Source organism: Streptomyces sp. AMJ-169, assembly GCF_055597585.1.
The window spans coordinates 116,859-129,891 of record NZ_JBVLTJ010000007.1; the positions used below are offsets into that span (position 1 = coordinate 116,859).

Here is a 13,033-nt window from a genome sequence, read left to right on the forward strand (position 1 = left end):
GCCCGGTGTCCGGAGAGGAGGCGGTGCATCGCGGGAAGCGGCGCGCGTGGAGGAGAGGTGGGGGGTGTGGCGGGAGTGGCGGGTGTGGCGGAAGGTGCGGCGCCGGTCCGCCTCCGTACGGCGGGCCGGCGCCTTCGTACAGCGGACCCGCGCCTTCGTACGGCGGACCGGTGCTTCCGTACAGCGGGCCGGTGCCTTCGTACGGCGGACCGGCGCCGCACCTGCACGCGGCGGGCCTGCGCCGTGTGTGCCTGCCTGGTCAGTTCCAGCTGCCGGTCAGCGCCAGCGAGGTGGGGTCGGCCGGGGCGCCGGGAGGCGTGTCGGCGGGCTCCCAGGTGCCGTTGGTGTGCCGCATCGTGTGCTTGATCCGGCCGCCGGTGATGATCGCGGTGTGGAACTCGTTGTCGACGGCGGCGGCGCTGACGCCGGTGACGGGGGTGGTGCCGAGGGTGCCGGCGAGGTTGCCGAAGGCGCCCCAGACGCCGGAGGCGGCGCGGGCGACGTGCTTGACGCCGCCGGTGGGTTCGGTGAGGACGGCCTGGAGGTCGGTGCCGGTGCCGGCGAAGGCGATGCCGGCGACCTTGGCGGGGCTGCCGGAGATCTTGGTGATCTCGCCCCACTTCTCCCAGGTCCGGTCGCTGTTGCGGATGGTGTGGAAGGCCTTGCCGTCGGCGGTGACGACACCGATGTGGGTGGCGGTGTCGACGCGGGCGGCGGTGATGTCGACCGGGGCGGCGCTCAGGGCGCCGAGGCTCGCGGTGACGTCGCCCCACTTGCTCCACTTGCCGTCGGCGTCGCGGACCGCGTGGTAGACGCGGCCGGCGGTGATGGCGGCCAGGCCCAGTTCGCTGCCGATCGAGGTGACGGCGATCTTCTTGATGCCGGCGAGGGCGCCGAGTTCGGTGGTGAGGGGGCGGAAGGCGACCCAGGTGCCGTTGGAGTTGCGGGTGGCCTGGTAGATCACGCCGTCCGCGCCGAGCGCGAGGACGTGGTTGGTGCCGGAGATCGCGGCGTCGGCGGCTACCGCGATGTCCCCGATGCCGCCGGCGGCCCGCTCGACGTCCCCGAAGGCGGACCAGTCCCAGTTGCTGTCGCGGATGGTGTGGAAGAGGTCCTTGCCGGCCGTCGTCACCATCTGGAGGCGCCAGGGGGTGAGGGTCGGGGCGGTGGACTGCCTGATCCAGGCGGCGAGGTCGTCGACGCGGGTGGCGGTGGCGCCGGTGCGGGTCTCGGCCGAGCCGAGGCAGCCGCCCTGCCAGGACGCGGTCGTCACGGCGGCGAGCTCCAGCAGGCCGTCCTTCTCGCGGACGACGGGGGCGCCGGTGTCGCCCTTGCACACCGGTGTGCCGTCGATGTCCACGCCCGTGGCGGTGACCTGGCCGGCCGTGAACGTGCCGGTGCGCAGGAGGTTGGGCACCCAGGTGTTCTTCGTCCGGCCGTACCCGGCGCCCGTGAACTTGTCCCCCGCCGCCGGGGCGGTCGCGGTGGCGCGCAGCGGCAGGATGCCGCGGACGGGGGTGGCGAGCTTCGCCAGCACCAGGTCGCGGTCGGCGCGCGGGACCAGCTCGACGACGTCGCGGACCTGTCCGGCGGTGGTGGTGAGGTCGGCGCGGCCGATGGTCGCGGTGGTCTTCCACTTCGGCGCCCCGGCGGCGACCGTGTATCCGGCCGCGGGGTCGGCGGCGAAGCAGCTGCTCGCGGTCAGCAGCCACTGCGCGTTGACGAGGGTGGCGGTGCAGGAGCGGGCAGTGCTGTCGGTGGAGCTGAAGGCGCCGATGGACAGCTTCGCGGTGAACGCGTACGACGAGTCCGCCGCCTGGGTTCCGTCCAGCGCCTGAGCGGGCGCGGCGACGAGAACGCCTGTCGCCATGACGGCGGCTATGGCGCCGCTGACGGCTGCGCGGGCGGGGAAACGGGTCATGAAGAAGTGCTCCTACGGATGGCCGCGGCCGAAGGCCGGCAGCGCGTGATGGACGCAGCAGGGTTGCTGTGGTGGGGAGTTGGACGCGCGGTGCGGCTCAGCCGGTGACGCGAAGTGGGGCGTGCGGCGTGGTTCAGCCGGTGACGCGGAGTTCGACGAGGACGGAGCGCAGACCGGTGTTACCGGCCTCGCCGACCGGCTGGTACTCGTCGGCCGGGACCTTGACGACCGTCTTGCCGCCGGCGGCGGTCAGCGTCGCCGAGACCGGGTGGTCCTCGGTCCACACGCCGTAGGCGTCGGGCAGTTCGAGGGAGAGGAAACCCGTCTTCGCCGTCACGCGGAAGCAGTAGCCGTTGCTGTCCAGACGCGACTCGATCTTGATGTTCCAGGTCTCGGCGCAGTCCACCAGCATGACGTTGCCGTCGCCCTGCTTGAGGGTGATCTTGCGCTCCTGGTAGACGCGGTCGGCGCCCGGATAGCCGAAGTCCTCGACCGCGGAGGGCATTTTGGCGTCCGCCGCCGTCGCCTCGGAGCCCAGAGGCAGGGCCGTCACGCCGATACCGGCCGCCACGGCGCCGCACAGTCCGAGCCCAAGTGCCTTACGGGCACGCAGTATCGCCATCTGCTTCCTTCTTCATGAACAGGGAGGAAACGGAGCATCCCCCCGGGTTGGCGAAAGTTAATCATATGTAAGAATCTCCTGAGAAATGCGTGAAGAGCACCCCCTCGAAAGCCTGCATACCGCCCACAAGTTCCGCACAGCTGGGCCGAGTTGGGATTCACCGAGCAAACACTCACCGCCGAGAAAGTGTCCGTTCTGACACGTTCTCGACTGGTTCGACGTGTCGCGGAGGGGGTGTGAACTATCGAAGTGGACGTGAGATGACAAAGCGTTGGCGCCCCGTACGGGCGTCACATGACCGAGCCCCCAGGTCCGTACGGGCCCGCGGCGCGGTCGCCGGGCTGCTGCCGCTCGCCCTGGCCGTAGGACTTCTCGGCGCCCCGGTGGCCGCAGCCGTGGACGACGATTCGGCAATACTGCTCAACCGCCCGCTCGTGGTGGAGTACTGGCGCACCGGAGGCAGCGGGGTCAAGGAGGCGGCGGAGCAGGCGCTGCTCGGTGGGCCGACCGAGATCCGGGCGTTCCTCGACGACGTGGACGTTCTTCAGATGGTCGACGACCGGGTGGAGATCAGCCGGGTCGTGAACGCGGGCGGCCCCGCGGTGCGGGAGGCGGCGAAGGCCGCCCTTGCGCTGGGGAAGAGCCCCGAGGACGTGGCGGCGTTCCTGCGTGACGGCTGGAAGGCTCCGCTGGAGCAGGACCGCCGGGTCGAGGCGTCGCGGGTCATCAACTTCGGTGGCACCGGCGTGCAGGAGGCCGGCAAGGCGGCGTTGCAGGGGACGCCGGAGGACGTGGCGAAGTTCCTCGCGGAGGGCCAGTACCCGGCCCGCGTGACGGACAACCGGGTCGCGGTCTCCAAGCTGGTCAACTCGGGCGGCCCGGCGATGAAGGCGGCCGGCAAGCTCGCGTTGCAGGGGACGCCGGACGACGTCGTGGAGTTCCTGGAGGTCGGGCAGTTCACCGCCCGCGACCGTGACCAGGAGCACGCCACGATCGCGCAGCTGACCGAGCAGGCCAAGCAGGCCGGCGCGCAGGCGGAGGACGCCACGAAGGCGGCGCAGGAGGCGTCGGACAAGGCGGTCCTGGCCTCGGGGCTGGCGAAGGCGGCGGCTGAGGAGGCCGCGAGGGAGACGGCGGCGGCGAAGAACGACTCGCTGAAGGCGGCCGCCTACGCGCGGCAGGCGGCCGACGCGGCGCGGGCCGCCGCGAACGCGGCGCAGACCGCGATCGGCGCGGCGAACGCGGCCAACCGCTCGGCGCGCATCGCCGCGCTGGCGGCGGCGCAGACCTCGGCGGCGGCGACCGCTGCCGCGAACGCGGCCGGTGCCGCGTACAAAGCGGCCGCCGACGCGGCGAGTGACAAGAACAGCGCGGCGAAGGCGCAGACCATGGCCGCGTCGGCGCGTGCGGCCGGTGCGCTGGCCAAGGCGTCTGCGGCGGCTGCCGAGCAGGCCGCGAAGGCGTCGGCGGCGGCCGGTGCCGCGGTCCGCTCAGCGCAGAGCGCGGTCAGCAACGCGAACGCGGCGGCGAACGCGGCCGACGAGGCCAGCCGTGCCTCGGACGCCGCGGGTGTCCACTCCGCCGAGGCGGCTGCGGCGGCTGCCGAGACGCGGCGGCACGCCCGTGAGGCGAACCGCGCGGCGAGCGCCGCCGCCACGCTCGCGGACGAGTCCGCCTCGGCCGCCTACGCGGCCCGCGACGCGGCGAACTCCGCGGCCCGGCACGCCGAGAACGCGGCGGACGCGGCCGAGGAGGCCGCCAAGCACGCGGGCGAGGCCGCGACCGCCGCCGCGGAGTCGGCCAAGCAGGCGGCCAAGGCCAAGGAGGCCGCCGACACGGCGACCGCTGCCGCCGCCACCGCGCACAAGGTCTTCGACGTCACCCGCAAGACCGAGGCCGAGGACCTCCTGACCCGCACCAACGCGGCGATGGAGACGGCCCGTTCGCAGAAGGACGCCGCCGACACCTTCACCTCCCAGCTGGCGCAGGTCGCCCTGGAGGACGTCCGCATCGGCCAGGACACCACGGCCCTCGCGGCCGAGGCGGCCAAGCCCGGCGCGGACACCGCGGCCGTCGCCGCCAAGGGCCGCGCGGTGGCCCTGCGCGCGCTGAAGCAGTACGGCGCCTGGCGCCAGGACGCCGCCGCCCAGGCCCTGTCCGGCGGCGACGCCACGGTCCTGGCCTGGCTGCGCACCGGCGCCGCCCAGGCCGAGACGGACGAGATCCGCCAGCAGGTCTCCGACCTCGCCGCGACCAGCCCGTACGACACCGTCCGCGTCGGCGCCACCGAGGCGCTCAAGGGCAGCGACCAGCAGATCCGGGACTTCTACACCGCCGGCCAGTACACCGTGGCCGCCACCGACTACCGGGTCCTGGTCTCCCAGATCAACAACACCGGCGGCCCGTCCGTGAAGGAGGCCTCCAAGGCCGCCCTCGCCGACGGCACCCCGCGCGCGATGCAGGCCTTCCTCAACGGCGGCCAGTACCAGGCCCGCACCACCGACGAACGCGTCCTCGCCTCCAAACTCGTCAACGACGGCGGCCCCGAGACCCAGTCCGCCGCGAAGACCGCCCTGACCGGCCCGGCCGACGAGCTGCACACCTTCCTCCAGACCGGCCAGTACATGGCCGACCGCAAGGACAAGCTCGCCCAGACCCACATCGCGCAGATGCAGCGCCTGCTGGACGAGACGGACGGCATCGCGGCGGCGGCCCGCGCCGACAGCTGGCTCGCGGCCAAGGCCGCCGCGACGGCGAAGAACGCCAAGACCGAGGCCGACCAGGCAGCCGCCGAGGCCCAGAAGAGCGCCGCCCAGGCGAGTGGTTACGCAGCCGACGCCAAGAAGTCCGCCGACCAGGCCCAGACGAGCGCCACCCAGGCGGCCCAGTCAGCGAAGACCGCACGCGCGGCAGCAGACCGCGCCGACCAGGACGCCGCCGCTGCGGCCGAGTCGGCCGCTCGGGCGGAGTGGTCTGCGGGGTATGCGCGGGACTCCGCCTCCAGCGCCCGCGAGGCCGCCGACAACGCCGAGATGGACGCCATCGCCGCGGGCAAGAGCGCCACCCAGGCCAAGGCCGAAGCCTCCAGCGCCTGGGCCGACGTCATGACCAAGCGCAAGGCCGAGGAGGCCGCAGCCCGCAAGCAGGCCGAAGAACAGCGTGCGAAGCAGCGCGAGCAGGACAAACAGGCGAAGGACCGCAAGCGGTGCATCGCCTACATGTCCCGCGACAACCCCCCGCCCTGCGCGCTGGCGGGCCAGCCTCTCGAACTCCCCGAGGCCTCCCCCGATCTCGCCAAACTCCTGCTCAACGGCGGCATGGAGATCCTCGGCGTCAACGACCTCATCGACTGCGCCAAGGAACCCACCCTCGGCAAATGCGTCATCGCCGTCGCCGGGGTCCTTCCCCTCGGCAAGGTCAAGCTCCTCAAGAAGGGCGCCGAAGGCGTCGAGGACATCGTCGAGGCGTCCCGCGCGGCCAAAGCCGCCAAGAAATGCACCCAGTGCTTCCTCGCCGGCACCAAGGTCCTCATGGCCGACGGCTCGGCCAAGAACATCGAATCGGTCCAGGCCGGTGACCAGGTCACCGCAACCGACCCGCTGACCGGAATCACCGCCGCCCGCACCGTGACCCGGCAGATCATCACCGAGCACGACAAACACTTCAACGAACTCACCCTCACCACCCGCCACGGCACCGAACACCTCACCGCGACCAACGAACACCCCTTCTGGTCCCCCTCCGCCGGAACCTGGGTCAACACCGAACACCTCAGCCCAGGAACAACCCTCCGCACCCCCGACGGCACCACCATCACCGTCCGGAACAACCGCGCTTTCGAGGAGACGGCCCGGACGTACAACCTCACAGTCGATGATCTACACACATATTATGTACTAGCTGGAAAAACTCCAGTCCTCGTGCATAATTCCGGTGCACTCTGCCGGCAAATACTGGATGAAACCTACAAGTCGGCAAGTACGCCAGCAAAGCTGGAGCATATTATTGACCCAGAGAAGCATGGCTTCGCCGACTTGGTCGCTCGATCTGGCGGCCGCCAGCAAGCAATGCGACGAATTGTAGATAGCCTGGGGAACGCGAACGATCTTCCAGAAGCTGGCCGGTTCGAAGTAGTTCGAGTCATAGATGGCGAGAGTGTGACCATCAGGGGAGCCGTGGTCAATGACGTTCCAAGAATCGGAACAGCATTCATTGCCGACAAGTTCACAGGAGGAAATTAAGTGAAAGTACCTGTTGAGCCACGTCGGCTGACAACTGAAGAGCGGGCAGTGGTGGAAAAGATCCTGCAAGCGGATTTTCCGGGATCGCCAGAACTTCGGCGCCAGGTCGATCTCACCCAGGTGGTTGCACACTGGGGAAGGGACTCTGTAAGCGTCGATCTGCATGTCGAGGCCCCTGCCCCTCACGCCCCCATTCCCACTGGAATCGCGCCGGTGACCTCCATCGTTTTCGACAAAGAAGGCGAGCCTGTCGGAGAAATCATCTTGTGGATCGATTCAGGAATGCTATCTGGCCTCGAATACGCCTGGTACGCCGACCAGCCCCCTACCTCACTACCCGAAGCCGATCAAGTAATTGTGACATAGAAATTTGCCCTATCTAACCTCTCGGGCATTTAGAGGATTTCTCCGATAATCGGCAAGATTCTTCGGATGAAAAGCCGGAGTCCCTGTGGCACTGAACGTCGCCACAGGGACTCCGGCATATCTGGATACAAGACAGGACCTGCAAACAAGAGCGGGCATGCCCCGTAACCCGGTGCGCTTGATGACGGCCTTGGCCCATGACCCGTCGGTGGGGCGGTCCAGGTGCAGCCGCTCACGGAGCAGTTCCTGCTCCGCCGCTACACGAAGGCACAAGTCACGCCGGACGGGCCCGCCAGTTCCCGCTCTCTCACCCCGCGCACAAAGTGGCCAGCCCCCTCTCCAACTGACTGGGTCCCATGAGGAAGAAGGATTCGGAGCATCCGAAGAAAGCAGTCGAAGCGGGACCGGCTCCTCGGTGAAGAGCCTCGTCAAGAGCGGACGGCGGCGGTACACCGTCAGCACGCCGTTCGTCCGCCGTCCGGCGGTGAGTGAAATGGCGGGCAGACGCTAAAGGACCGGCGGCAGACAGAACGCCTCCGCGAGTAGACGCGAGTACAGCATTATTCGGTGAAACTGGCCGGCTGTCCCAAGCCCTCTGGCCTGGCACGCAGACATGTAGGTCAGGGTGCGCCTGCCCGAAGCAGGTCAAAGACGCCGTTCTGGTGGTCTCGGAACTCATGAGCAGCCCGGTCAAACGCACGGTCGGAGACCGAACTACATAGGTGCGGAAGTGCACCGTGACGTAGCGGTGCTGTGGGTTCATGACACGGGACGGGACGTGTCCCGGGTGCAGGCGCGGTCGGCGAAGATCGCGCCGGCCGAGCTGAAGGGCAATGGACTCGGCCTGTTGCTGGTCGAGAAGCTGACCTCCAGATGACCTACCCAGCCGACCCCGATCGGCAAGGAAGTCGTCGCGGTTCTACTTCTGGACGCCAGTGGGCTAACTGAGCGGGACACTCCTCCGTACCTCCCAGCGGTATGCCCACCCTTCGCGGCGAAGCTCGACCAACTGGACGTCGGCCACGGAGAGTTCGACAGTCGGGAGAGTCCGCAGGCCTGAGACCGTCCGTACGACAGGGACAGCGGGCCGACGGCAGTTGTCTGTACGCAAGGCTCAGATGAGGCCGAAAGACAGACGTCGGTCTCTGCGGAGCCAGGCCAACTGCACCGCCCGCTTCGAACAACGCATGGTGCAGCCCAAGCAGCCGTCCTCAGGGTTCGAGGGACAGGCGGACAGCGCCTCGGGAACCGGCCAGCGGCATGGCACGTACAGAGAACGCGGCGGGCGGTGACGCCTCGGCTTCGTCCGCCAGGCGGTCGATCCGGCCGGAGGAGACGTCGTCCGGTGTTCCAGCGCGGGTGAGGGCGATGTTCAGTCCGTCCAGCGGTACGGGGGCGAAACCGAGCGGCGCCAGTTCCTCCTGGCAACGCCTGGCGAGAGCCGCGAGCCGATGGTGGTCCGGGAAGGTCAGCATCCAGTAGTACGCCCGGCTGCCGTCCACCCAGTCGTGGGCCGCGATGACCGCCGACTCGTACGGATCGGCAGGGAGTTCGGCAGGGAACGCGGCAGGACCGGTGCTGAGCAGAGACACCCGTCGTACTCCTTCGGCATCGCACTGCTCCGGGGTACGCCGCCGTCGACAGCGCCTACGGCATGGCCGAGGCCGCTGGCTGCGAGCTCCAGATCCGGAACTCGCAGCCATAATCGCGTACTTCCGGACGTTCACGCCAGGGCCCCGCCTGCTCTCGCAGGTCGCGCGAGTGCCCGAGTGGGAACGGCCGACGCCCAGGTTAGATCATGTGAATCAAGCCACCCCACAGCCTTACGACATTGCGGGCCCAACTCCCGATGGGAGAGCATGTTCGACAAGCAATGGGCCGACCTCGCCCTCCGCAGCCGCGATGAGGGCTGCGGAGGGTTTTGAGCGCGCGGGCGATCGTCCAACCCATGCGGGCTGCGCGTGGACAGGACGCCGCCGTTCCGAGGACTCCTCGAACACGCGTCGGCCCTGACGGGGACGGGGGGGACGCGGTGACGGCGTGGGACATAGACCCGGCCGGAGTGTACGGAGTGCTGAGCCGTACCGGTGATCAGGCCGAAGAGCTGGCGAAGGCCGGCGAGAAGCTCAGTGAGCACGTGCGGACCGCGGCCATGTCGGCGGGCGGTCTCGCGCAGGGGTACGGACCCTACGTTCCCGGGCAGGGAGCGGTGGCGGCGGCGCTGGGCGAGTATTTCGCGGCGCGTGAGGACAGCCTGCTGTATCTGGCGGCCCGTACCTGGAGTTCGACGCAGGGTGCCGCGGCGGCGACCCAGGCGTACGTGAACGGCAGCATCGAGATGGCGGAGAACGCGCAGGCGCAGGCGGCGAAGGCGCCGGACATCGCCGAGTTCCTCAAAGCGATGAAGAAGCAGGCGGACCGGTGACGACCGGCGGGGCGATCGACCCGGCAGGCATACCGCACTTCACCGGCAACCTGGACGAGGTCGAGAAGAGCGCCACCGGCGTGCACACGGCGGCCGGGAACCTGGCGGAGCACGGACACGGAGTGCACTCCACCTTCCAGGGCCTGGCCGCGTTCTACCAGGCCCCGGAGGCGGAGAAGCTCTTCTCCTCCACGCATACGATCCCGGCCAGGGCCGACACCCTCAAGGACGAACTGTTCACCGTGGCCACGGCGTTGGCGGAGTACGCCACCGCAGCCCGCCCGATCGTGCAGCGCATCGAGCGCGTCCGCGCCCAGGCCGGCACGTTCGCGGCGAGCGTGGCGGGCGACGACGACTGGCACGAGGACGCCGGCAAGGTCGACGAGAACGCCGGGCTGCGAGCCGACCTGGCCGCGGCGCTGGAGGACTTCGCCACCGCGCAGAACGACTGCGCCAACAAGATCAGCGCTCTGGTCGGCGGCCACCACTACATGCTCAACCCGACCGGCGACAAAGGCCTGATCCCCAAGAACGCGGCGTTCAACGGCTACAGCGCGGACGCGTGGGAGCACGCGGAGAAGACGCCGTGGGGCTCGCCGGTCCAGCGCGAGTACACGGGTGTGGAGTGGCTCCTGCACCAGGCCAAGAGCCTGGTCTGGGACGGTTTCGTCATCAACGGGTTCGTCGGCACCGTCGACGGGCTTTTCACCATGTTCGGCGGCAAGGGCCTGGACCAGGCCGGGCAGGCGTGGAAAGGCCTCGCCGACGCGGCCGGCGGCCTCAGCCAGTACCTCATGACCCCTTACGACTGGGTCTTGGACCACACTCTCGGCCCTGCTGAGAAAAGCCCCACGGAGAAGCGCCAGAAGGAAGCCTTCGACAACCTCTTCAAGGGCTTCGTCGGCTACGACGACTGGGAGGACAACCCCGCCCGCGCCGCCGGCACCTTCGGCTTCAACGCCCTCACCCTCGTCGTCGGCGCGGAAGCGGGCGTCGCAGCCCGGGGCGGGGCCGGTGCCCGCGTCCTGGCCGGCCTGGGCAAGGCCGCACGGCTCAGCGATCCGCTGACCTACATCGGCAAGGCGGGCTCCTTCACCGTCGCCAAGGTCGGCGACGTCTTCACCGCGCTCAAGAACCTGCACGGCACTCCGACCACCGTCCACTTCGCCGACGGCGGCTCCTTCACCGCCCACGAGGCCGGCGCCGACCTGCCGCAACGTCCCGCGGCCATTCCCCCGGACGCCATCGCGGGCACCGACGAACTCGGCCGGACCGTCTACCTCGACACCACGACCGGCCATCTCCTCAACCCCGACGGAACGATCTACCAGCGCATCGAGGACGCCACCCAGGAGCTCCCCGCCGGCCGGCGGACGACGGCCGACCCCGGCACCACGACTCCCACCGGAGCGGTACACGAGGGGGAACTCGTCGCCGCGCATGCCGGGACCAACTCCGCCGAGGCCGCTGGGCAGTCCGGCTCCCACGCCCAAGGTTCCGGCCACGGGCATCCCGTTTCTTCTTCCCTTTCGCTGGACGACATCGCCCACGCTCGCGGATCGGCGATAGGCCCGGCTCCCGGTGCCGGCTCCGGCCGGGGAGACGGACTGCCCGGGGAACGCGGAGAAGGCGGGTCCGGCTCCGGCGGAGACTCCGCGCACCACTACACGCAGGCCGAGCACGAGCGCATCGCGCGCGAGCAGGTGGAGCGGGCCAACAACGACCCGCAGTACTTCCAGGACTTCTACAAGAAGAACGGCAACCGCAAGCTTCTCGTGCCGGACGAGACCGGTCTCATACCTCCCCAACTGGTCAGGCCCGACCCGAACGGCCCCTGGGTCTCTGTGGCCGAGGCGCCGGACCCGATCCCGCCGGACTACCTGACGAAGGGCGTGGAAGGCACTCGCGGAACGGTCGCGGCGCATGCCATCGACACGCTTGACGACGCTTCGCACGCCCGCCATCAGGCCATAGCCGCCGACAAGGCGGCCGAGGACCACCTCAAGGCCGCCAAAGAAGCGCTGGAGCAGCACGACACCCCGGAGAACCGCGACGCCGTGGCGGCTGCCGACCAGGCGCACAAGCCTCTGCACCGCCAGATGGGAGAGTCCGCGGAGGCCTACGGCGAAGCCATCGCCGAACACCATGTGATCCCCGAACACTATTCGGGATACGAGCGCATGGAATTGGACGGACCGAAGAACGGAAACGACCAGTTCGACCAGGTGTGGCGCCATCCGGACGGCAGGATGGTGGTGGTCGAGGCGAAGAGCAGCGTCACCACCAGACTGGGTGCCCGAAATCTCCCGGACGGGCGAAGAGTCTCCCAGGGAACCCGTCAGTACTTCAACGACATCCTCCGGGAAATGCGCAGACGCGGGAAGAAGAATCCGCGCGAACTGGAGCTGGCCGATGAGCTCGAAGAGGCTTTGGCGGACGGAAAGTTGGACTACGTCGTCGTCAAGGGCAGCAAGAACACGGGCCACTACACTGGCTACGTCATGGACAAGTTCGACATCGGGTGACGGGAGTACCGGTGAATATTCAGGTTGCCCGGCACAGTGAGCCGGGGCCCGACGACGCGGGCTACGCCAAGCGGCTGGCCGACAGCACGGCGCGGTCGGTCCTCCGTCTTGAGCGGTCGCCGCGCATGCTGGACATCACCTTCGACAAGGCGGTGATGTCCGCACAGGCGCACTGCGCCGCCGATCCCGAGGCCATCGCGCTGGAGACCTGGGAAGCGACGGTGAACGCGATGCAGGTGGGGTCCGCCCTCTTCGCCACGTCGGTCCGTACGGACGGCAGCGTGCCATGCCGCATCAACCGCCATCTTTTCTCCCTTCCCGCGACCGGTGTCCAGTCCTACTCCAGCGCGGGAAACTGGCTGACCGCGTTCTGGTTCGCGATCGTCTGCCGCGACCAGGCCCGGATGACTCAGCTGTGCGAGATCCCGGTGGATTTCCTGCGCGCATCGGGCGCATCCTATGACGAATACATTTACCACTGGGTGGGCGCTTTGCAGGCCTACTGGCTCAAGCGCTCCAACTTGGTCGACGAGTTGACTGCCGCGATCCAGAATTCATATCCGGATATCGCGCGAATCACCGATCGGGACTTGCTGGAAAAGATTCTCTACCAGCCGATCAACTTGTTCCACAAGTTCCTCCGCAAGGACGAGGCAGGCTTCAACCAGGCGCTTGTCGAGGCGCTGGACCATCACAAGCAGTACTGGACCGAGACCGAGGAACGCGAAGAGAGCGTCGAGGGCTTCCTCGCACTGGGCCCGCTGGCCATCGCCTGCCTCGCTCACGACGGCGGCATCCCGGTCGAGGTGGAGTCCGGCTATCTGCCGAAGCACCTGCTTCAGCGCACGTGGGTGGGCGAGTACGAGACCTGATCCGCGCGGGGGCCATGTCCCGACGACGTCGAGTGCGGAGTACGACAGCGCCGTACACCCC

At 69.0% G+C, this 13,033-nt stretch carries 9 protein-coding genes; 6 read left to right on the plus strand and 3 right to left on the minus strand.

What is annotated here, in order from left to right:
* Nucleotides 1-259: 259 nt before the first annotated feature.
* Both ACYUD3_RS18945 and ACYUD3_RS18950 read right to left on the minus strand, forming a co-directional pair.
* Nucleotides 260-1,921: a S1 family peptidase gene (locus ACYUD3_RS18945; protein WP_470971257.1), complete on the minus strand. Its 1,662-nt coding sequence runs from the start codon at nucleotides 1,919-1,921 to the stop codon at nucleotides 260-262.
* Nucleotides 1,922-2,054: 133 nt separating this feature from the next.
* Nucleotides 2,055-2,543 (minus strand): hypothetical protein, encoded by a 489-nt coding sequence (locus ACYUD3_RS18950; RefSeq protein WP_470971259.1) that lies wholly within the window; start codon nucleotides 2,541-2,543, stop codon nucleotides 2,055-2,057.
* Between the two features lie 260 nt (nucleotides 2,544-2,803).
* On the opposite strand from ACYUD3_RS18950, the gene ACYUD3_RS18955 reads away from it, so the two are divergent.
* From ACYUD3_RS18955 to ACYUD3_RS18965, 3 genes are all read left to right on the plus strand, one after another.
* Nucleotides 2,804-6,784 carry a polymorphic toxin-type HINT domain-containing protein gene (locus ACYUD3_RS18955; protein ID WP_470971262.1) on the plus strand — a complete coding sequence of 1,327 codons (3,981 nt, stop codon included), beginning with the start codon at nucleotides 2,804-2,806 and terminating at the stop codon, nucleotides 6,782-6,784.
* On the plus strand, nucleotides 6,785-7,150 hold the full coding sequence (locus ACYUD3_RS18960; RefSeq protein ID WP_470971264.1) for a hypothetical protein: 366 nt from the start codon (nucleotides 6,785-6,787) through the stop codon (nucleotides 7,148-7,150).
* 730 nt (nucleotides 7,151-7,880) lie between these two features.
* Nucleotides 7,881-8,027, plus strand: coding sequence for a hypothetical protein (locus ACYUD3_RS18965; protein ID WP_470971265.1), 147 nt, complete (start codon nucleotides 7,881-7,883; stop codon nucleotides 8,025-8,027).
* Nucleotides 8,028-8,361: 334 nt separating this feature from the next.
* Here ACYUD3_RS18965 and ACYUD3_RS18970 read toward each other — a convergent pair whose 3' ends face one another.
* Complete coding sequence (locus tag ACYUD3_RS18970; RefSeq protein WP_470971268.1) at nucleotides 8,362-8,742, minus strand: hypothetical protein; 381 nt, start codon at nucleotides 8,740-8,742, stop codon at nucleotides 8,362-8,364.
* Between the two features lie 440 nt (nucleotides 8,743-9,182).
* On the opposite strand from ACYUD3_RS18970, the gene ACYUD3_RS18975 reads away from it, so the two are divergent.
* Genes ACYUD3_RS18975 through ACYUD3_RS18985 form a run of 3 tightly spaced genes read left to right on the plus strand, consistent with a single transcriptional unit; the run spans nucleotide 9,183 to nucleotide 12,972 of the window.
* Entirely contained in the window at nucleotides 9,183-9,575 is a 393-nt protein-coding gene (locus ACYUD3_RS18975) for a DUF6507 family protein (RefSeq protein ID WP_470971270.1), read from the plus strand.
* Nucleotides 9,572-12,100: a hypothetical protein gene (locus ACYUD3_RS18980; protein ID WP_470971273.1), complete on the plus strand. Its 2,529-nt coding sequence runs from the start codon at nucleotides 9,572-9,574 to the stop codon at nucleotides 12,098-12,100. The genes ACYUD3_RS18975 and ACYUD3_RS18980 overlap by 4 nt, the downstream gene beginning before the upstream one ends.
* 11 nt (nucleotides 12,101-12,111) lie before the next feature.
* Complete coding sequence (locus ACYUD3_RS18985; RefSeq protein ID WP_470971275.1) at nucleotides 12,112-12,972, plus strand: immunity 49 family protein; 861 nt, start codon at nucleotides 12,112-12,114, stop codon at nucleotides 12,970-12,972.
* The last annotated feature ends 61 nt before the right edge of the window (nucleotides 12,973-13,033 follow it).

Excerpts from the sequence above, each read along its gene's own strand:
- ACYUD3_RS18945 (WP_470971257.1), bottom strand. The coding sequence starts at position 1,921 with ATGACCCGTTTCCCCGCCCGCGCAGCCGTCAGCGGCGCCATAGCCGCC.
- ACYUD3_RS18950 (WP_470971259.1), bottom strand. The coding sequence starts at position 2,543 with ATGGCGATACTGCGTGCCCGTAAGGCACTTGGGCTCGGACTGTGCGGC.
- ACYUD3_RS18955 (WP_470971262.1), top strand. The coding sequence starts at position 2,804 with ATGACAAAGCGTTGGCGCCCCGTACGGGCGTCACATGACCGAGCCCCC.